14 protein-coding genes are annotated in these 19,954 nt (G+C 70.7%); 6 read left to right on the forward strand and 8 right to left on the reverse strand.

Annotated elements, in window-relative coordinates; translation table 11 throughout:
• Nucleotides 1–145: 145 nt before the first annotated feature.
• Together ACWEFL_RS21605 and ACWEFL_RS21610 are read right to left on the reverse strand one after the other, a co-directional pair.
• Complete coding sequence (locus tag ACWEFL_RS21605) at nucleotides 146–730, reverse strand: NADPH-dependent FMN reductase (protein ID WP_451714987.1); 585 nt, start codon at nucleotides 728–730, stop codon at nucleotides 146–148.
• Between the two features lie 268 nt (nucleotides 731–998).
• A complete protein-coding gene (locus ACWEFL_RS21610) occupies nucleotides 999–1,601 on the reverse strand; it encodes a TetR/AcrR family transcriptional regulator (protein ID WP_451714990.1) in 603 nt (200 codons plus the stop codon).
• A 79-nt stretch (nucleotides 1,602–1,680) separates the two neighbouring features.
• On the opposite strand from ACWEFL_RS21610, the gene ACWEFL_RS21615 reads away from it, so the two are divergent.
• Both ACWEFL_RS21615 and ACWEFL_RS21620 read left to right on the forward strand, forming a co-directional pair.
• The gene (locus ACWEFL_RS21615; RefSeq protein WP_451714993.1) at nucleotides 1,681–3,213 is read left to right on the forward strand and encodes a class I adenylate-forming enzyme family protein; all 1,533 of its coding nucleotides are present in this window, start codon (nucleotides 1,681–1,683) and stop codon (nucleotides 3,211–3,213) included.
• Nucleotides 3,214–3,281: 68 nt separating this feature from the next.
• Complete coding sequence (locus tag ACWEFL_RS21620; RefSeq protein ID WP_451714996.1) at nucleotides 3,282–4,097, forward strand: crotonase/enoyl-CoA hydratase family protein; 816 nt, start codon at nucleotides 3,282–3,284, stop codon at nucleotides 4,095–4,097.
• A gap of 224 nt (nucleotides 4,098–4,321) precedes the next feature.
• Here ACWEFL_RS21620 and ACWEFL_RS21625 read toward each other — a convergent pair whose 3' ends face one another.
• Nucleotides 4,322–4,699: a hypothetical protein gene (locus ACWEFL_RS21625; protein WP_451714999.1), complete on the reverse strand. Its 378-nt coding sequence runs from the start codon at nucleotides 4,697–4,699 to the stop codon at nucleotides 4,322–4,324.
• 177 nt (nucleotides 4,700–4,876) lie between these two features.
• On the opposite strand from ACWEFL_RS21625, the gene ACWEFL_RS21630 reads away from it, so the two are divergent.
• Nucleotides 4,877–5,764, forward strand: coding sequence for a hypothetical protein (locus ACWEFL_RS21630; protein WP_451715002.1), 888 nt, complete (start codon nucleotides 4,877–4,879; stop codon nucleotides 5,762–5,764).
• 49 nt (nucleotides 5,765–5,813) lie between these two features.
• On the opposite strand, the gene ACWEFL_RS21635 is transcribed toward ACWEFL_RS21630, so the two are convergent.
• The 3 genes from ACWEFL_RS21635 to ACWEFL_RS21645 form a co-directional block, all read right to left on the reverse strand.
• On the reverse strand, nucleotides 5,814–6,833 hold the full coding sequence (locus ACWEFL_RS21635) for an endonuclease/exonuclease/phosphatase family protein (RefSeq protein WP_451715004.1): 1,020 nt from the start codon (nucleotides 6,831–6,833) through the stop codon (nucleotides 5,814–5,816).
• A gap of 491 nt (nucleotides 6,834–7,324) precedes the next feature.
• Nucleotides 7,325–7,729, reverse strand: a complete 405-nt coding sequence (locus ACWEFL_RS21640; protein ID WP_451715007.1) for an RNA-binding S4 domain-containing protein — start codon at nucleotides 7,727–7,729, stop codon at nucleotides 7,325–7,327.
• A gap of 200 nt (nucleotides 7,730–7,929) precedes the next feature.
• Nucleotides 7,930–10,002 (reverse strand): PhoX family protein, encoded by a 2,073-nt coding sequence (locus ACWEFL_RS21645; protein WP_451715010.1) that lies wholly within the window; start codon nucleotides 10,000–10,002, stop codon nucleotides 7,930–7,932.
• A 593-nt stretch (nucleotides 10,003–10,595) separates the two neighbouring features.
• Here ACWEFL_RS21645 and ACWEFL_RS21650 point away from each other — a divergent pair.
• Both ACWEFL_RS21650 and metG read left to right on the forward strand, forming a co-directional pair.
• A complete protein-coding gene (locus ACWEFL_RS21650; RefSeq protein ID WP_451715013.1) occupies nucleotides 10,596–12,413 on the forward strand; it encodes a VWA domain-containing protein in 1,818 nt (605 codons plus the stop codon).
• 163 nt (nucleotides 12,414–12,576) lie between these two features.
• Nucleotides 12,577–14,193, forward strand: a complete 1,617-nt coding sequence (metG, locus tag ACWEFL_RS21655) for a methionine--tRNA ligase (protein ID WP_451715016.1) — start codon at nucleotides 12,577–12,579, stop codon at nucleotides 14,191–14,193.
• 109 nt (nucleotides 14,194–14,302) lie between these two features.
• Here metG and aspS read toward each other — a convergent pair whose 3' ends face one another.
• Nucleotides 14,303–16,075, reverse strand: coding sequence for an aspartate--tRNA ligase (gene aspS, locus ACWEFL_RS21660; RefSeq protein WP_451715019.1), 1,773 nt, complete (start codon nucleotides 16,073–16,075; stop codon nucleotides 14,303–14,305).
• Nucleotides 16,076–16,413: 338 nt separating this feature from the next.
• Here aspS and ACWEFL_RS21665 point away from each other — a divergent pair, with 338 nt between their 5' ends.
• Nucleotides 16,414–18,528, forward strand: a complete 2,115-nt coding sequence (locus ACWEFL_RS21665) for an ATP-binding SpoIIE family protein phosphatase (RefSeq protein ID WP_451715021.1) — start codon at nucleotides 16,414–16,416, stop codon at nucleotides 18,526–18,528.
• A 334-nt stretch (nucleotides 18,529–18,862) separates the two neighbouring features.
• On the opposite strand, the gene ACWEFL_RS21670 is transcribed toward ACWEFL_RS21665, so the two are convergent.
• Entirely contained in the window at nucleotides 18,863–19,900 is a 1,038-nt protein-coding gene (locus ACWEFL_RS21670; protein ID WP_451715024.1) for an AI-2E family transporter, read from the reverse strand.
• Nucleotides 19,901–19,954: the final 54 nt, after the last annotated feature.

The raw sequence follows: 19,954 nt of genomic DNA on the forward strand, positions 1-19,954 counted from the left end.
CCTGTTTCCTTGGTCCTTCAAAATCGAAAGTCTCTTTGGGCGGGGTTGGGGTTTCGACTCCGCCGGCCGCCGGAACTCATCGGAACTCATCGGCCGGACGGTCGGGGCGGTCGGGGCGGTCGGGCCCGGAGGACGGGTCGGCCGGTCAGAAGATGTACGGCCGGGCGGCACGGGCCTCGCGCAGAGCGAACCCCCACCAGCCGAGCTGGTCAAGCATCAGATCGGCCGCGCCTTCGCACACGTCCCACCGCTCGTCGAGGAAGTCGATGCAGACTCCATTGCGCAGGGTCACGGTGTGCAGCTCGGTGAAGACCGAGCGCAGCTGCTCGACCGCGTAGAGACCGGACGAGCCGTGGCCGTAGCTGACGAAGGCGATCGGTTTTGCACGCCATTCGTCATAGGCGCAGTCGATGGCCTGCTTGAGAGAGGCGGGGAACGAGCGGTTGTACTCAGGGGTGACGACCACGAAAGCGTCGGCGTCGCCGACACGGGCGGCGAAGTCGCACATCTGCTCGGTGGCCTGTTCGGGGTAGCGCGCCGGGAGGTCGAAGTCGATCAGGTCGATGACCGACAGCTCCAGGTCCGTCCGCCCGGCGGCCCGCTCGGTGAACCAGCGGCCGACCTTCTCGCCGAGACGTCCTTCGCGCGTGCTCCCGATGATGACGGCGACGCGCAACGGCTGCGGGTCCCGCTCCCGCCCGTACGCGCAGGTCTCCCGACACTCCCACATCGGTCCCTCCCCCCCTCGGTCTGCGCTTGGTCTCCGCTCGGCTTGGTCTCCGCTCGGTCTTCGGCCGGTCTCCGTCGTACTCCCCGGCCCTCACCCATAAGGCGCGAGACGGCGACGCGCGGTCGCCAGATCAGATCTAGCGACCGCGCGCGAGGGAAGAAACAGCAGCTCAGGGCCGTGAAGGCAGGGTCGTGAAGTGGGTGGCGGGGGAGCCGAGGCCGTGAAGTCAGGGCAGCGAAATCAGGGCCGTGAAGTCAGGGCCGCAGCGTCAGGAAGCCGTCCCCAGGAAACGTTCCGCCCACATCTTCAGCAACCGCTCCTCGAACGCCGGATCGTCCCGCAGCACACTGGTCAGTGCGAGGCCCCGGTGCAGCACCAGCAGGGATTCGCAGAGCAGGGCGAAGTCCTCGCGCGCGGCCACGTCCGGCCCGAAGACCTCGGCGAGCACGGCGCGCTGGGCCGCCCCCACCTGGCGCTCGGCGGGAAGCAGGGCCGCCTTGAGGTGGGGGTCGGTCCGGGCGGCCAGCCACAGCTCCAGACCGGCGAGGAAGTACGGGCCCGACATCGCCGTACGGAGCAGGGCGAGGCCCTCCTCCCGCGTCTGCTTCCCCGCGTCCGCCTCTTCGCGCAGATGGGCGAGGCGCAGTTCGGCCACATGGTGGGTCGCGGCGGTCAGCAGATCCGCCTTGGAGGCGAAGTGGTGCAGGAGCGCGCCCCGGGAGATCCCGGCCCGTTCCTGGACCCGCTGGGTGGTGGTGCCCGCGAAGCCGTAGTCGACCAGACATTCGATGGTCGCGTCGAGGAGGCGCTGACGCGTCTCCTCCCGGCGTTGCTGCTGAGTACGGCGGGTGGCGGGGCGCGGCGCGGACATGCACTGAAGGTACCGGCAGGAGAAGACCAACAACAAACAGTCTAGACGGATTGTATGTTGCGGGGTTATCGTCCGGAACATGCTTGCCGTAGACCTGGTCCGCCTGGGCGCTGCGCGCTTCGCCGGACGCACCGCCGTGCACTTCGAAGACCGTTCACTCACCTATGCCGAGGCCGACGAGGCCGCCAACCGGCTGGCCCACGTCCTCGCCGGGCTCGGTGTCAGCCGTGGCGACCGGGTGGGCCTCCTCCTCGGAAACGGGCTCTGGTCCGTCTCCGTCGACTTCGCCTGCCTCAAGGCGGGCGCCGCCCGTGTCCCGCTCAACGGCCGCCTCTCCGCGGCCGAGCACACCCGGATGCTCCAGGACACCGGGGTCACCCTCCTCGTGTACGGGCCGGAACTGAGCGAACGCGCCCAGGAGCTCAAGGCCGCCCTCCCCGGACTGGCACTGGCCTGCCTCGGCCTCTCCGAGGACTCGGGGGACCTCGATCTGATGGCCGCGATGCGGGAGGCCGACCCGGCCGATCCGATGCTGCGCGCGGAGCCGGACGACGTGATCCTGATCCTCTACACCTCGGGCACCACAGGCACGCTGAAGGCCGCGCAGCACACCCAGGCGAGCTATGCCGCGATCACCGCGAACATCCTGGCCAACCTGGTCTCGCCGGGCCGTGACGACGTCATGCTGCACGCCGCCTCGCTCATCCACGCCAGCGGCACTTTCGTCCTGCCGTACTGGGTGCGCGGCGGTGCCTCCGTCGTCCTCAGCGGCTTCGAGCCCGACGCGTACCTCGACGCCATCCCCCGGTACGGGGTCACGGCCGTCAATCTCGTGCCGACCATGCTCGGCATGCTCTTCGCCGGCGGAAAGGCCGAGAAGGCCGATCTCGGCAGGCTGCACACCGTCGTCTACGGGGCGAGCCCGATGCCGCGCCCGCTCATCGAGCACGCCCTGGACGCTTGGGGACCCAAGTTCGTGCAGTACTTCGGGCAGACCGAGGCGCCTCTCTGTCTCACGGTCCTGGACCGGGACGACCACGCCGAGGGCGGCGAGCTGCTCGGCGCCGCCGGACACCCGGTGATCGACGCCCGGCTGGTCCTCACCGACGAGCACGGATCCCCCGTCGCGCGCGGCGAGATCGGGGAGGTACGGGTCAAGGCCCCGTTCGCCATGGCGGGCTACCACAACGCGCCCGAACTGACCGCCCAGAGCCTCACCGCCGACGGCTGGATCCGCACCCGTGACCTGGCGCGCTTCGACGACCGGGGCTATCTGCACCTGGTCGACCGCAGCAGCGACATGATCATCACGGGCGGCTACAACGTCTATCCCCGTGAGGTCGAGGACGCGCTCGCCTCCCATCCGGCGGTCGCCCAGTGCGCTGTCGTCAGCGCGCCCGACCCGACCTGGGTGGAGGCGGTCACCGCCTTCGTCACCCTGCGGCCGGGCGCCGAGACCAGCGAGGCGGCGCTGCGTGACCACGTACGCACACGGCTGGCCGGCTACAAGGTGCCCAAGGCCGTCCACTTCGTCGACGCGATCCCGTACTCCCCCGTCGGCAAGATCCTCCGCCGGGCGCTGCGCGACCCGCTGTGGAAGGACGAGGCGTGACCCTGTGAGCGAGGCGTGACCCTGTGGAAGGCGTGACCCTGTGTGGGAAGACTGGGGATGAGTGAGGAATGAGTACCGACGAAACCGCGGGTACCGCGGTTCGGACTTCGAGTCCCGCGGTTCGGGTGGAGCGGAACGGACCGGTCTTCACGGTCGTCCTCTCCCGCCCGGAGGTGCGCAACGCCGTGGACGGACCGACCGCCGCGCTGCTCGCCGACGCCTTCCGGCAGTTCGAGGACGATCCGGACTCGGCCGTCGCCGTGCTCTGGGGAGAGGGCGGCACGTTCTGCGCCGGGGCGGATCTCAAGGCGATCGGCACCGAGCGGGGCAACCGGGTCCTGGCCGACGGCGACGGCCCGATGGGCCCCACCCGGATGCGGCTGTCCAAGCCGGTCATCGCGGCCGTCGCCGGGCATGCGGTGGCCGGCGGGCTGGAGCTGGCCGCCTGGTGCGATCTGCGGGTCGCCGAGGAGGACGCGGTCTTCGGGGTGTTCTGCCGGCGCTGGGGGGTACCGCTGGTGGACGGCGGCACCGTGCGGCTGCCCCGGCTGATCGGTGAGAGCCGGGCCATGGACATGATCCTCACCGGCCGCCCGGTGCCGGCGCGGGAGGCGTACGCCATGGGCCTCGCCAACCGCCTGGTCCCGGTCGGCGAGGCCCGGTCCGCCGCCGAACGGCTGGCGCGCGAGATCGCCGCGTTCCCGCAGCTGTGTATGCGCGGCGACCGCCTGTCGGCGCGGGAACAGCACGGGCTGAGCGAGCCGGAGGCGCTGGCCGTGGAGTACCGGCACGGGCTGGTCCCGCTCACCGCCGGGGAGACCCAGTCGGGCGCGGACCGGTTCGCGGGCGGAGCGGGCCGTCACGGTTCGTTCGAGGACGCGTAGGCCGTGCCCTCCGGCCCTGTCGTGGCGGGTGGCCGCCACGACAGGGCCGGGGCGCGTCTCTGCCGCCCGGTGAGTCGCCCGTCCCGCGTACGGGCGCGTGGGCCGGTTCCCCGTCCCACGTACGGGCGCGTAGGTCAGTCACCCGTCCCGCCGGTAGGCGGCGTACACCCGCCCGGTAGACGCATGGACGAGGCACTTGTCACGGGTCACTTGTCGTAGACGGGTCACTTGTCATGCGTATAGAGGACGTAGAACGAGACGACCCACATCACCACGGCGAAGACGAGCCCGATCCCCACCGACCTGAGCACACTGGCCCCGGTCAGGTTGTGCAGAAAGCCGATCGCCACGCCGCACACCACGGCGTACGCCGTGGAGCGCAGCTCGCGCGGAAGAGCACCCTGGATACGGCCGAGGCCGTAGGCGATCGCGGTGAAGATCAGACCGGCGACGACGCCGTAGAGGACGTCCCACCAGCTGACGGCCTCGCCGGTACGGCGGAGGAAGCCGGCGTAGAAGCCGAAGAGCGTGCCCAGGGCGATGGGCATCCCCCAGCCGAGACGGCCGTGGTGTCGGGCGGGCATCGTTGCCGGTGCAGCCATGGCTGAGGCTCCTTCCCTCTCGTTCCTTCTCGCGTACTCCTTTCAGGGCACACCTCCGGATCCCGCCCGGCAACTCGTACGGCCTGACCACGGGGCCGGAACCCGCCCCCGGCACGCGGGGGCCCGGTCGGCGGAGCACCGCTCGCGCTCGCGCCCCGGCCCGCGTTCCATGGAGATGTGCGGAGCATCCTCTCGACAGTGCTCGTGGTCCTCGTCGCCCTTCTGACCCCCCTGAGCGCGCTCGCCGTCTGGGCGGACCGGGAGATCGGCGACACGGACGGCTACGTCACCGCGATGGCACCGCTCGCCACGGACCGCGCCATGGAGAACGCGGTCGCCGACCGCATCACCGATGAGGTGATGAAGGGGATCGGCCCGACGCCCGTGCAGGAGGGCTTCCAGGACGGCGTCCCGGACGCCATGCGGGATGTGGTGCACGACGCGGTGATCTCCTTCGCCGCGACCGACGCGTACAGAACCGCGTGGAACTCCGTCAACCAGGCCGCGCACACCGCGGTGGAGAAGGCGTTGACCAACCACCACAACGGCGAAACGGCCAGCATCGATCTGGCGCCGGTGCTCGAACAGCTGAAAGCGCAGCTGAGCGCGGACGGAGTGCCGTACGCCGGCAAGATCCCGGTCGGGAGCGCGAGGATCGCGGTCCTCGACTCCGACCGGCTGGGCGCGGCACGCGAGGTGTTCGACGTGCTTCAGACCGCGGGCATCCGGCTCCCCGTGGCCACTCTGATCCTGGCCACGATCGTCCTCTTCCTCACGCCCCGCCGCCTCCCCGCCCTCGCCCTGGCCCTCGCGGTGGGCGGACTGCTTCTGCTCCTCACCGTCGTCATCGGCCGCGCCCTCACCCTCGGCGACCTCCCCGCCCATATGAACCGCCCCGCCGCCACCGCCGCCTTCGACGCCCTCACCTCGACTCTCCGCGTGGCGTCCTGGTGGCTCACGGGGGTCGGTGCGGCAACGGCACTCTTCCTCTGGCACTCCCGCCGGAACCCGAGCCCCTCCGAGCCCGCCACCGCCCGCCCCCAGGGGGCGGATTCCCCCGCGTAGTGCGGGGTCTCAGCGCGTAGTGCGGGGTCTCAGCGCGTAGTGCGGGGTCTCAGCGTGTGTCGTGCAGTTCCAGTTCGACCAGGAGCGAGCGGTGGTCCGTGTTGTCCAGCTCCAGGAAGCGGGCTCCCCGCACCGAGAACTCCTCGCTGATCAGCACATGGTCGATCTGCGTGCCCAGCGGCCGTGCCACGGAGGTGGGCCAGGACGGAGTACGGGACGCGCCGCCGAGGGCGGCGCTGTCGCGCAGATCGCCCGCGTCCATTATTCGGCGGAAGGCGGCATGGTCCTGAGAGGCGTTGAAGTCGCCGGCGACGATGGCCGGGGAGTCTTTCGTCTCTGCCGCGTAGGTACGCATCCGGCCCAGCTCGCGACGCCAGTCGTCGACCCCGCTGGGAATCGGCGGCAGCGGATGCGCCAACTGAAGCTGCACTTCCCGGTCCGCTATCACGGCCACCGAGCCCGGCATGGCGAGTGTGGACTCGATGCCGGGCGCCTTGCGCAACGGGTACTTGCTGAGGATCGCCGAGCCGAAGGCCATATCGCCCTCGACGACATTGCGGTAGGGGTAGTCGGCCTGGGAGACCTGTGCGGCGAGCCCGTCCGAACACTGGGCCGCGCACTCCTGGACGAAGACCAGATCGGGGTTCTCACGCTTGATCGTCGCGAGCAGCCCTTCCGTGCCGTTCCCGAATTCCACGTTCGACGTGAGGACTTCGAGGCGGGCGACGACCTGGCCGGACGGATCCTCGGCCAGCCCGGTGTCGTACGGCCGGACGAACCAGCCGGTGACGGCGAGCACCGCCACCGCCCAGACCATCCCGGTCCGCCAGCGCGCGAACAGCGCCAGCAGCAGGGCGGCCCCGGCGGGCAGCAGCAGCCACGGGAGGAAGGCCAGCAGTTGCGGCACGGGGGTGACGGCGTCGGTGTCGGCCACCCGGCAGGCCGCCACCACGGTGGGCACGAGCAGCAGCAGGACCGCGAGCCAGACGGCGGGCCGGCGCCCGCCTCGGGGGCGGGCAGGAGCGTCCGGCTCCGCGGCTGGTGCCGCTGTCGAGAGGGAGCTGTCCAAATCCGGCCTCCGGGTGGGATATCCCGACGCGCTTGTCGCTCGTCGCTCGTCGCTGTTACTGGTCGCCTGTCAGCGAGCGACCGGTCAGCCAGTCGTCGGCCGGCTGTCGATCAGCCGGTCGGCCGTCAGCCAGCCGGTCGTTCGGTCAAGATCGAGCGGGCGGCTCACAGCACGCCGCCTCACCCTTCACCTGTGATGACTCCAGTTTCCGCTACTTCGTTCCCACAGCCCCCGCAGTGGCGACATCTCGCCACAACTCAGACACCCTCCTCCGCTTTCCGGGGCACAGGTTCTCCGGTTCCGGGGCACAGCTCCGGCCCCGGGGCACAGGTTCTCCGGCCGCCTTCCCGGGGGCGTACGGGCGCAGCGCCTCGATCAGCGGCTCCACCCCGAAGGTGAACTCCGCCATCTCAACCGACGGTGGCGGGTGGTCTCGGCACCGGCCCGGAACCCGCAGCGCCCACCCCGGCCCGCGGACCCGACAGCGCTGCTCAGGACGTGGGGAGGTTGCCCTGGAGGCGTTCCAGTTCGCGGCGGTCGCGTTTGGTGGGGCGGCCTGCGCCTCGGTCGCGGACGGCGATGGGGGCGGTGAACTCCCTCGGCGGGGGCGGCGGGCTGTTGTCCACGTAACACTGGACGGCCACCGGCGCGCCCACCCGCTTCCGGACGATCTTCGACACGACGACGAGCCGCTCGCGGCCGGCGTGAAAGAGGCGGATCTTGTCGCCCGTGCGCAGGGTGTGCGCGGGCTTGACGCGTTCGCCGTTGACGCGGACGTGCCCCGCCTTGCAGGCGGCGGCCGCCTGGGAGCGCGTCTTGGTGAGACGTACGGACCAGATCCAGGCGTCGACGCGCACGGACTCGCCTGCCGGTGTGGACGGACCCTCTGAAGCCATGCCTCGACTCTACGGCTCCGGAGGGCATCGGGGCGGGGGATATCGGCCCCGCCCCGATGCGGGAGGCTCGTGCCCCCGACCGGGAGGCTCGGACCTCTGATGCCGGAGGCCCGGGCCCCGATGCGGGAGGCTCAGGCTCCGACGCGGGTGGCCCGGGCCCCGATGTGGGAGGCTCAAGCCCCCGCCCCGTGGCCGGCGGCTCAGACGCCGATGTCGCCGCCGTCCTTGCGCCAGACGGCCACGACCGCCGGGCGGACGATCTTGCCGGGTCCGTCCGGCCACGCGCTCGCGGGCTTCTCGACGGACGCGCCGTCGATCTCGCCCGGATGCTGGACCGCGACCAGGACGCGACGCTCCTGGATGACCGGACCGCAGGTCTCCGCACCGATCGGGACGGTCAGGAACTGCTTGAGCTCACCGCGCCGCTCGCCGTGGGTGGCGACGCCGAAGAGGCCGTCGTGCGAGCCGAGCTTGGCACCGTCCGTGGAGATCCACAGGTTGCCGTGGGGGTCGAAGGCCACATTGTCGGGGCACGAGATCGGGCTGACCTTGTCCTTCGGGAAGCCCGCGAAGTACGTGGACGGGTCCTTCGGGTCGCCCGCGACGAGGAAGAGCCGCCAGGCGAAACCGTCGCTCGTCGGGTCGTCCCAGTTCTCGGCCAGCTCCAGGATGTGGCCGTGCTTGTTGAGGTTGACCGGGTTGGCCTCGTCCGCGGCGGGCTTGCCCGGCTTGCCGCGGTCCGTGTTGTTCGTCAGGGCCACATAGACACGGCCGGTACGCGGGGACGGCTCGACGTCCTCGGGACGGTCCATCTTGGTGGCGCCGACCTTGTCGCCCGCGAGGCGGGTGAAGACGTACACCTCGTCGGCCGTCATGCCGGGTACGTGGGACGTGTTCCCCGTGGCCAGCGGAATCCAGACGCCGGAACCGTCGAACTCCCCGTCGTTGGGCAGCTTGCCCGTGCCGTCGATCTCCTGCGGGCTGTCACCGGTCAGCTTGGCGACGTAGAGGGTGCCCTCGTCCAGCAGCGTGCGGTTGTGCTCACGCGCGGCCCGGGACTCGCCCTTCCGCATCTGCCGTGACGAGACGAACTTGTAGAGGTAGTCGAACCGCTCGTCGTCGCCCATGTAGACGACGGGCCGGCCGTCCTCGGTGAGACGCGGCTCCGCGGCCTCGTGCTTGAAGCGGCCGAGCGCGGTGCGCTTACGGGGCGTGAAGTCGGGGTCGTACGGGTCCAGCTCGACGACCCAGCCGAAGCGGTGGGACTCGTTGGGCTCCTGCTTGACGTCGAAACGCTTGTCGAACCGCTCCCACTTGCGCTCGGAGGCGCCGGTTCCGATGCCGTAGCGCTTGTCGGTGGCGCTGGAGCCGTTGGCGAAGTACTGGTTGAAGTTCTCCTCGCCGTGGAGCGTGGTGCCCCAGGGCGTGGTGCCGCCCGCGCAGTTGTTGAGCGTGCCGAGGACCTTGGTGCCGGACGGGTCGGCGGAGGTCTTCAGCAGGGCGCTGCCCGCGGCCGGTCCGGTGACCTCGAACTCGCTGGTGGCGGTGAGGCGGCGGTTGAGCTGGTGGCCGTTGACGGGCGTGAGCTTGCCGGACTTGCGCTCCTCCTCGACCACCACGACGGAGAGGCCGTGCGCGGCCCAGGCGATCTCGACCTGTTCGCGGGTGGGGTTGGCCGGATCGTATCCCTTGAACATCAGGATCTCGTCCGTGTACTCGTGGTTGGCGACCATGACCTGACGGCCGCGCTCGCCGCGCATCGGGAGCAGGGAGAGGAAATCGTTGTTGTAGCCGAACTGGCCCGCCTGTGCCTTGGCGGTCTGCTTGTCCGGGTTGAAAGAGGGCGCTCCGCGCAGGATGGGGTCACCCCACCGGATGACGACACCCTGGGTGTAACCGCTGGGCACGGTGACCTGGTCGGCGGTGTTGGGAGCGACGGGCGCGAAACGGAGTCCGCGGGCGCCGTCGGCGCTCCCGCCGGGGGTCTTGCCCCGGTGGCCGTCCAGGCCGGCCGCGGGAGCGGCGGACGCCTGGCCTCCGTCGAGGCCGACGACGGCGGTCGTGCCCGCGGCGGCCGCAACCGTGACGACCGCGGCGGCACGGACCATCGAACGCCGGGAAAGAGCACCGGCGATGATGTCGCCCGCGTACTCGTTGTCGCTGGTGTTCGGCACCTCGTGGAAACAGGCGTCTCCACAGCGGTAACGGCAGGTGAGCGCCGAACGCCCGCCCGCATGGGACGGGGTCCTCAGCAACGGCAGCAACTTGCGCACTTCGTCCTCCTCCGGCGCGCAGCGCGCCGACAGTCTGTCGGGACATCTCCGGGACGAGACGTTAGGGGCGAAGGTGCGCGACACGGCGGACGCCGGGTGAACGATGAATGAATCCGGTCGACGAGATGGTGTGGTCTCGGCCACGGGGTCCGCTGTCCCACGGGGGTGGCCTGTCGGCTCGCACGGCGGGGTTACGAGTGGGCGGCGGTGGCCGCCCCTGCGGGGCAGGGCGGCGGGTGGCCGCTAACCTTACGTGTCCGCCCTGGCCAGGACATGCCTTGGAAACCTTGGACCAAGTGCGGACAATCACCGCACTCAACTCATGCGAAAGGGCTCGCGACATGGGCATTCGGAGTTTGCTGCGCAAGGTGTTCGGTCGCGACCGTTCGGAGCCCAGCGAGTCGGTGACAGCCTCCGTCCCACCCCAGGGCGAACATACAGATTCAGCCACTTCGAGTACGCCCGCCGTGGCCTCTGAGGCTTCTGTGGCCGCGGAGGCTTCTGAGGTAACTGAGGCCGCTGAGGTCGCTGATGCCTCCGCGACTGTTCCGGATGCTCCTGTCGCTGTGGCTGTTCCCGATGCTCCCGTCGCTGTGGCTGCTCCCGTCGCCGAGGAGCCGGCCTCCGCGGCTCCGTCGGTGTCTCCGGCGGCCCGCGCGGCGGATCTGGTCTCGGCGGCGTTCGACAACCCGCAGCCCCGCCCGCGTACGGCATCCGTCCCGCCGCAGGCCCGTTCCGAACAGGCTCCGGGCGCGGAGCCCGAGGCAGGCTCCGAGAATCCCGCCACCGAGTCCGGAGCGGTGTCGGTCGAGACCGAGTCCGGAGCGAAGGCGGTCGCCGAGGCCGGCCGTGAGGCCGAGGTCGAGCCCGAGGCCAGCCCTGAGCCCGAGGCCAAGGTCGAGACCAAGCCCGAGGTCGAGGCAGCGGCTGGGCCCGAGCCCGAGGTAGCGGCTGAGGCCGAGGGCGAGCCCGAAGCCGGGGCCGAACCGGCGCAGGCGACGACAGAGGCGTCCGCCGCCGGCGAGGGCGACTCCGCGCCCGTAGCCGACGAAGAAAGCCGGGCGATCGCCGAACCGGAGTCGGTGACAGCCGCCCCGGACGCCGAGCCTTCCGTTCCTGCCCAGCCGACCGAGCCTGAGCCCGCGCCGGCGGAGCCCGCCGCGGATGTAGCGGACGTACCCGTCCCCACGAGCGCGGAGACCGCCTCCGGCGACCCGGACGAACCGCAGGCAGACGCAGAGGCCACGGCGGAGGCAGAGGCCGAGACAACGGCTGAGACAACGGCTGAGGTCGAGGCCGTCGCCGCCGAAGAGCCCTCGGCTCCCGCCGAGCCTGCCGTCCAGACCTCGGCGGAGCCCGAGGCGGTCTCGGCGGAGCCGGTAGCCGAAGCCGAAGCCGCACCTCCCGCCGAAGCACCCGCCGAGCCCACCGAAGCCGAGGCTCCCGCTGTGGAGCCGGAATCCGCCGAGCCCACCCCCGCTCCCGTCGCAGCGGAGAGCGCTCCCGCTCAGCAGGAGCGAGAGCAGGAACCCGAGCAGGCCCCCGAGCCGGAGCAGCCGCGAGCGACGGCAGCAGTGGCAGACCCGGAGACGGAAACCGAGACCGAGCCGGCGACCGAGGCAGAAACGGAAACAGAGACAGAACCGGAGGCGGGGACGGACGCGGACGCGGAGATCAGCGTTCCGGCCGCGTCTGCGCCGGCCACGTCCGATACCACCGCGTCTGCGCCGGCCACGTCCGATGCCGTCGACGCCATCGCCGCCACGGGCGTGCCCGAGCCCCTCGCCGCATCCCACGCCGCCGCCGGAGCCGCGCTCCAGCGCGCCGGGATCAGTGGGGCGCGCGCACGGGTGTACCTCGTGCTCGACAGGTCCGGGTCGATGAGGCCGTACTACAAGGACGGGAGTGCCCAGCACCTCGGGGAACGGACTCTCGCGCTCGCGGCGCAGCTGAACGGCGACGGCGACAGCGACAGCGACCCGACCGTCGGGGTCGTGTTCTTCTCGACGGAGGTCGACGGGACCGGTGAGCTGAGCGGAGATTCGTACGCCGGGAAGGTGGACGAGCTGCACGGCTCCCTCGGCCGTATGGGGCGTACGAACTACCACCTGGCCATCGAAGAGGTGCTCGCGCTTCACGCGAAGGCCGACCCCACCGCACCCGCGTTCGTCGTCTTCCAGACGGACGGCGCGCCGGAGTCGAAGACCGCCGCCACCGCCGCGCTGGCCGCCGCCGCGGGCAAGCCGGTGTTCTGGCAGTTCGTGGCGTTCGGGGAGCGGGACGCGAAGGCGTTCGACTATCTCCGGAAGCTCACGGTCGACAACGCCGCGTTCTTCCACGCCGGCCCGGCCCCCCGCGACCTCCCGGACGAGGAGCTGTACGACGGGCTCCTCAGCGTCTGGCGCCCGTGAGTCGGTAAGCCCGGAGGCGGGCGAGGGCCGGTACGGAACGGCCCCGCCCCCCGCCCTCGGCTTCCGCTCGGGCGCGCCCGTCCGCACAGGCGCGAAGCGGGCCCGTCGCCCCCACAGGGTCGACCGGTGAGGGCCACATCCGTGGGCCGATAGGATTTCGCCCATGGCGGCCACTGGATCCGAGAAGCAGGGGGCGACGGCGTATTACGTCACGACCCCCATTTACTACGTCAACGACGCTCCTCACCTGGGCCACGCCTACACGACCGTCGCAGGCGACGTGCTCACCCGCTGGCACCGCCAGCGTGGCGAGAAGGTGTGGTTCCTCACCGGCACGGACGAGCACGGTCAGAAGATCATGCGCACTGCCGAGACGAACGGCGTCACACCCCAGGAATGGTGCGACAAGCTCGTCGAAGAGGCGTGGAAACCCCTCTGGGAGCATCTGGACATCGCGAACGACGACTTCATCCGTACGACGGAGAAGCGGCACACGGACCGTGTGCAGGAGTTCGTGCAGGACCTGTACGACAAGGGCGAGATCTACCAGGGCGGATACGAGGGCCCGTACTGCGTGGGCTGCGAGGAGTACAAGCTCCCCGGCGATCTGATCGACGGCGAGGGCGAGTACGCGGGGCAGAAGCTCTGCCCGATCCACAAGAAGCCCGTCGAGCTGCTGAAGGAGGAGAACTACTTCTTCAAGCTCAGCGAGTACGGCCCGAAGCTGCTGGAGTTCTACGAGGCCAACCCCGGCTTCATCCAGCCCGAGTCCGCGCGCAACGAGGTCGTGAACTTCGTCAAGCAGGGCCTCCAGGACCTCTCGATCTCCCGGTCGACGTTCGACTGGGGCGTCAAGGTCCCGTGGGACGAGAAGCACGTCATCTACGTGTGGATCGACGCCCTGCTGAACTACGCGACGGCCGTCGGCTACAACGAGAACCCGGAGAAGTTCACGGAGACATTCCCGGCCGATGTGCACCTGGTCGGCAAGGACATCCTGCGCTTCCACGCGATCATCTGGCCCGCGATGCTGCTGGCGAACGGCCTGCCGGTGCCGGGCCGGGTCGCCGCGAACGGCTGGCTCATGGTCGGCGGCGAGAAGATGTCCAAGTCGAACCTGACCGGCATCAAGCCGCAGGACCTCACCTCCCACTTCGGCGTGGACGCGTACCGCTGGTACTTCCTGCGCGCGATCGCGTTCGGCCAGGACGGCTCCTTCTCGTGGGAGGACTTCACCGCCCGCTATACGAGCGAGCTGGCGAACGACTACGGCAACCTCGCGTCGCGCGTCGCGGCCATGGTCGCCAAGTACTTCGACGGCACGCTCCCCGAGGCGACGGCCTCCGGCGAGGCGGAACAGGCGGTCCGGGAGGGTCTGTCGAAGGCGGTCGCGGAGGCGGACCGGTTGATCGGCGACGAACTGGACTTCCAGGGCGGCATTCTGGCGATCTTCGACTTCGTCAAGCAGGTCAACGGCTATCTGACCGAGCAGGAGCCCTGGAAGGTCGCGAAGGACTCGTCGCCGGAGGGTCAGGCGCGGCTCGCCACGATCCTCTACACGGCGGCGGAGTCCCTCCGGGCGGTGGCGGTCCTCCTCAACCCGGTGATGCCCACGACCTCCCTCGCCCTGTGGGAATCCCTGGGCGCGGAGCCGCTCATCGGCGCGCTCTCCGCTCAGCGGGTCCAGGACGCGGGCGAGTGGGGCGTGCTCCCCGCGGGTGCGCGTGTGACGAAGGGCGCGGTGCTCTTCCCCCGTCTTGAGGAGCCCGCCAAGGCGTAGGTCCCGCCGCCGGAGCAGGTCGCGCTCGCTCGCAACGGACTGTGAAGGCCCCGTACCGCTCGCTGCGACAGCGAGCGGTACGGGGCCTTCACCCGAAGGGTTACGGAGGCTACTCCCCGGCCTTCGCCACCGGCTTCCGCAGCTGGATGTTCAGCTCGCGCAGCCGCGACTCGTCCAGCTCCGTCGGCGCGCCCATCATCAGGTCCTGCGCGTTGCCGTTGAGCGGGAAGGCGATCGTCTCGCGGATGTTCGGCTCGTCGGCGAGCAGCATCACGATGCGGTCGATGCCGGGCGCGATGCCGCCGTGCGGCGGGGCGCCCAGACGGAAGGCGCGCAGCACGCCCGCGAACTCGTGCTCGACGGTCTCGCGGTCGTATCCGGCGATCTCGAACGCCTTCAGCATGACCTCGGGCTCGTGGTTCCGGATCGCGCCGGACGACAGCTCGATGCCGTTGCAGACGATGTCGTACTGCCAGGCGAGGATGTCGAGGGGGTCCTTCTCCTCCAGGTCCTTCATGCCGCCCTGGGGCATCGAGAAGGGGTTGTGCGAGAAGTCGATCTTCCCGGTCTCCTCGTCCTTCTCGTACATCGGGAAGTCGACGATCCAGCAGAAGCGGAAGACGCCCTCTTCGAAGTGGCCGGAGCGCTTGGCGGCCTCCACCCGGACGGCGCTCATGATCTTGGAGACCTCGTCGACGTCGCCCGCGCCGAAGAACACGGCGTGCCCGGCGGCGAGACCGAGACGCTCGGTGAGGACCTTGACGTTCTCCTCGGTGAGGAACTTGGCGATCGGGCCGGACAGCGAACCGTCCTCGGCGACACGGACCCAGGCCAGGCCCTTCGCGCCCTGCTCGACGGCGTACTCGCCGAGCTGGTCGAAGAACTTGCGCGGCTGGGCGGAGACGTCCGGCACCGGCAGGGCGCGCACGTGCTTGCCCGCGAACGCCTTGAACTCGGAGCCCTCGAAGACATCGGTGATGTCGAACAGCTCCAGCTTGGCGCGCAGGTCCGGCTTGTCGTTGCCGTACTTCAGCATCGACTCGCGGAACGGGATGCGCGGGAAGGGAGAGGTGACGTGCCGCCCGTTGCCGAACTCCTCGAACAGCTCCGTCATCAGCTTCTCGACCGGCTGGAAGACGTCCTCCTGCTCGACGAAGCTCATCTCCAGGTCGAGCTGGTAGAACTCGCCGGGCGAGCGGTCGGCGCGGGCGTCCTCGTCGCGGAAGCAGGGCGCGATCTGGAAGTACCGGTCGAAGCCGGAGATCATCAGCAGCTGCTTGAACTGCTGCGGGGCCTGCGGCAGCGCGTAGAACTTGCCGGGGTTCAGCCGGGACGGCACCACGAAGTCGCGCGCGCCCTCGGGGGAGGTCGCGGTGAGGATCGGGGTGGCCATCTCGTTGAAGCCGAGGGCGGTCATCTTGTGCCGGATCGCGGAGATCACGGCGGTGCGCAGCATGATGTTGCGGTGCATGCGCTCACGGCGCAGGTCGAGGAAGCGGTACTCGAGCCGCCGCTCCTCGTTGACGCCGTCGTCGGTGTTGATGGTGAAGGGGATCTGCTGGGCCTCGCCCAGGATCTCGACCTCGGAGACCTCGATCTCGATCTCGCCGGTGGGCAGCTCGGGGTTGACGTTGTCCGCGCCCCGGCTGACGACCTTCCCGTCCACGCGGACGACGGTCTCCTTGGTGAGGTGGCTCAGCGCCTCGTTCGCCGGGGTGCCGGGACGGGCCACGAGCTGCGTGATGCCGTAGTGGTCGCGCAGATCGATGAAGAGGATGCCGCCCAGGTCTCGGCGATTGTGCAGCCAGCCGCTCAGCCGGACGTCGGTGGAGACGTCGGAGGCGCGGAGCTGGCCGCAGGTGTGGGACCTGTACCGATGCATGCTCGTTCATCCAGTCTTGGGATTCGGGGGTGGCCGGGCCCGTCAAGGTTACCGCCCGGCTCAGCACCGGATCGTTGGCTTATACACGCCACCGGATCGTTGGCTCACACATGTCATGGGTACGGGTTCCGGTCGGGGGGCCGGAGCCGGGGCGGCGGTCGGGGGGCCGCGGGCCCGGAGAGCCTGCGGGCCAAGGGCGAACCCGGTCAGAGAGCACCCCCGGTCAGAGGACGATTCCGGTCAGAGAGCGACCCCCGGTTCGGTCCGGCCGTCGGGGCCCCGGCGACCCCGGCGACCCCGGCGGCTCGGCGCGGAGCGGATCGGAATAAAGTGAGGCAATGCGCACCGAGGACGTCCTGGCCGCGATAGCGACCGGCCTGTGGCGGTGGAACCACGCATCCGGGACGGTCACCCTCGACGCCGAGGCCGCCCGGTTGCTGGAGCTGCCCGCCGAGTCCCGCGTCCACTCCGAGTCCATCATTCGTGCCCGCTTCCACCCGGTGGACTGGAACGAGATCAGCCAGGTGGTGAGTCTCGCGCTCGCCGAGGGGACGGTGGCCGAGGGCAGGCTGCGGGTCGTCGAGGAGGCGGGCCGTGTGCTCCGTACCGTACGGATCCGGTCGAAGCCCTCCGAGGTCGACGGGGTGTACGAGCTGATCGGGATGGTCCAGGAGGTGGCCGAGCCGGCCGAGGGCACGGCCGCGAAGACGCCCGTCACCGGTGACTGGCGGCGTTCTCGGGAGGCGTTCCTGCTGGACGCGGGCCGGGCGCTGGCGGAGGCCCGCTCCACGGCCGAGGTGCTGCGGGTGGCGGCCTCCCTCTCCATGCCGGGCTTCTCACCCGACGGGCTGGCCGTCTTCGGCGCCGCGAGCGGCCGACTGACGATCATCGGACACCACGGGCACCACCGGGCCGGCGCCGACCCCTTCAGCGATATGCGGATGGATACCGACCATCCGGCGGCCGAGGTCGTCCGCACCGGCCGGGCCGTCTATCTGCCGAGCCCGGACGAGTACGCCCGCCGCTACCCCATCAGCTGGCCGCTGGCCCAGCCTCTGGGCCGGCAGTCTTGGGCGTATCTGCCGCTGATCGTCGCCGGGCGGACGATGGGCGCGTGGATGGCCGCGTTCCGGCACCAGGTCGTCTTCACTCCCGACGAACGCTCCGTGCTCACCACCGTCGCCCGGATGCTGGCGCAGGCGCTCACGCGGGCCGGGGTCGCCGAGACGGAGCGGGAGCTGTCGCTCGGTCTCCAGCGGTCGATGATGCCGGTCCTCGGACCCGCGATCGAGGGGATGACGGTGGCCGCGCGCTATGTCCCGACGGGCGGCGGGCTTCAGGTCGGCGGCGACTGGTACGACATGATTCCGCTGCCGTCGGGCCGGATCGCCCTGGTCATCGGCGATGTGCAGGGCCATGACGTCCGGTCGGCGGGGGTGATGGGCCAGCTGCGGATCGCCCTGCGCGCGTACGCCTCCGAGGGGCACCGGCCGGACGCGGTGCTCGCGCGCGCCTCCCGTTTCCTGCACGGCGTCACCGACACGTACGAGCAGTCCGACTACTCCGGTCCCCGGTTCGCCACCTGTCTGTATCTGGAGGTCGACCCGGCGAGCGGCGTCATCGAGATCGCCAGGGCCGGGCATCCGGATCCCGCGGTCCGGATGGCCGACGGCACGGTGCTCCTGCGGCCGACCGAGGGCGGGCTGCCGCTGGGCATCGATCCGGACCCGGACTATCCGACGACCCGGCTGACGCTGGAGCCCGGCGAGACGATGATGATCTGCACGGACGGCCTCCTGGAGACCGGCGGTCACGATCTGGACACCGGGTGGGCCCGGCTGCGGAAGGTCCTGGAGGCCCACCCCGAGCACGGATCGCTGGAGGAGCTGGCGGACTCCCTCGTACAGGCCGTGCACGGCCCGGTCTCCCACTACACCACCGGGCCGCTGGCCGACCGCCGCGAGGACGACGTCGCGGTCCTGCTGATCTCCCGCGACGGGACGCCCCCGCGCGCGACCCCCCGCCGGGCGGCGATGACCATCGCGCAGGCCGAACCCGAACGCATCGCGTCGGCCCGCCAGACCGTACGTGAGCTGCTGCACGACTGGGCGGACCCCGAGCAGATCGACTCCGCGGTGCTGATGGTCTCCGAGATGGTCACCAACGTCCTCGTCCACACGGACGGCAACGCCCTGCTGGTGGCCGAGATCACCTGCGACCGCGCCACCCCCGGCCGCCACCTCCGCGTCCAGGTCACCGACGCCAGCGACGAACTCCCGCACAAGCGGAGCCCCGGCGAACTGGCCTCGTCGGGCCGGGGGCTGGTGCTGATGGAGATGCTCGCGGACGCGTGGGGGGTGGATCCGAAGGGTGAGGGGAAGTCCATCTGGTTCGAACTCCACGAGCCCCAGGGACTTCACGAACCGGCTGCCGCCGCCGAGACCTCCGGCTGAGGGCCGCGGCCGAAGTGGCCACGGCCGCTGAACGCCACCCCGCCACAGCCCCAGCCGTACCAGCCGTCCCTACTGCCCCTGCTGCCCCGGCCGTCCCACGGGTCTCCCGGACCTGCCGCCCCGCTGCCACGCTGGGCACATCCTGCATCATGCATCCTGGGTCCTGGGTCGCGACCAGTCACGCCCTCCGGCCCGCCCGGCCGACCGCCTCGACCGAGGACTCCCCGCACGCCGTACCCTGCATCCTGCATCCTGGTCAGTCAGCATCACGTAGCCTGCATCCTGCATCCTGCCCACCCCCCGCCCCGCTGCCCCACACCTGTCGGGCCCCGGCTCACCCCGCCCGCGGCCACCGCGTGCGCAGTTCGCCGACGACGCCGAACGCCGCCGCCGTGACCGGCACCGCCAGGAGCATGCCCAGGATCCCGGCGACACCGGCCCCGGCGGTGATCGCCAGCATCACCACCGCGGGGTGCATCTGGACCGTACGGCTCTGGATCACCGGCTGGAGGACATGGCCCTCCAGGAGCTGGACGGCGATCACGACCCCCAGGGCCCAGAGGGCGATCACCCACCCCCGGTCGGCGAAGGCCACCAGGACGGCGACCGCGCCGGAGAGGAAGGCCCCCAGGTAGGGGATGTACGCGCCGACGAAGACGAGCGCGCCGAGGCCGACCGCGCCGGGGACGCGGAGGATGAGCAGGCCCACGGTGATGCAGACCGCGTCGATGAGGGCGATGAAGGTGGTCCCTCGCATAAAGCCCTCGACGGCCTCGAAGGCACGCCGTCCCATCGCTTCGAGGGTCTCCCCGTTCGAGCCGGGCGCGATCGAGCGGGCGAGCCCGGCGGCCTTGTGGGAGTCGCGGAGGAAGAAGAAGATCAGCAGCATGGCGAGGACGGCGGTGGCGATCGCCTCGGCGACGACGCTCAGCCCGCTGATCACCCCGGACGCGGCCGTTCCGCCGAATTTCGCGAGGAGTTCCTTCGCGTTGCGGGCGAGGTCGTCGAGTGAGGTCCCGGCGGCCCCGAAGTGCTGGGCGATCCCTTCCCCGGCGCTGCGGAGCGAGGTGAGGATCTGTTCGCCGTTGTCGACCAGCGCGCTGACGATGATGTACAGGGCCCCGCCGACGACGGCGACGACGGCCACGCAGGTCAGCCCGGCCGCGAGTGAGCGGTGCACTCCCATCCCGACGAGTCTGCGGTGGAGCGGCCCGAGGAGCGCGGTCCCGAGGAGGGCGAGCAGAAAAGGTGTGACGGCGGTCCTGAAGTAGCCGATCAGCCAGATCCCCACCGCGCCGACCCCGGCGACCAGCAGAAAGACGGCGCACCAGGCGGCGATACGCCGGACAGGCTCGGGGAGGAGGGTCTGCACCCTGCCACCCGATCACGGCCTCCCGGCCGCGGCCCGCCCGTGGCGTCCGTCCGG

It is taken from the genome of Streptomyces sp. NPDC004838 (genome assembly GCF_053600955.1).

What these genes read in the sequence shown, in the direction of transcription:
- aspS (WP_451715019.1), bottom strand. Translation starts at nt 16,075, where the DNA reads ATGCATCGGTACAGGTCCCACACCTGCGGCCAGCTCCGCGCCTCCGAC.
- ACWEFL_RS21665 (WP_451715021.1), top strand. Translation starts at nt 16,414, where the DNA reads ATGCGCACCGAGGACGTCCTGGCCGCGATAGCGACCGGCCTGTGGCGG.
- metG (WP_451715016.1), top strand. Translation starts at nt 12,577, where the DNA reads ATGGCGGCCACTGGATCCGAGAAGCAGGGGGCGACGGCGTATTACGTC.
- ACWEFL_RS21620 (WP_451714996.1), top strand. Translation starts at nt 3,282, where the DNA reads ATGAGTACCGACGAAACCGCGGGTACCGCGGTTCGGACTTCGAGTCCC.
- ACWEFL_RS21605 (WP_451714987.1), bottom strand. Translation starts at nt 730, where the DNA reads ATGTGGGAGTGTCGGGAGACCTGCGCGTACGGGCGGGAGCGGGACCCG.
- ACWEFL_RS21625 (WP_451714999.1), bottom strand. Translation starts at nt 4,699, where the DNA reads ATGGCTGCACCGGCAACGATGCCCGCCCGACACCACGGCCGTCTCGGC.
- ACWEFL_RS21610 (WP_451714990.1), bottom strand. Translation starts at nt 1,601, where the DNA reads ATGTCCGCGCCGCGCCCCGCCACCCGCCGTACTCAGCAGCAACGCCGG.
- ACWEFL_RS21640 (WP_451715007.1), bottom strand. Translation starts at nt 7,729, where the DNA reads ATGGCTTCAGAGGGTCCGTCCACACCGGCAGGCGAGTCCGTGCGCGTC.
- ACWEFL_RS21615 (WP_451714993.1), top strand. Translation starts at nt 1,681, where the DNA reads ATGCTTGCCGTAGACCTGGTCCGCCTGGGCGCTGCGCGCTTCGCCGGA.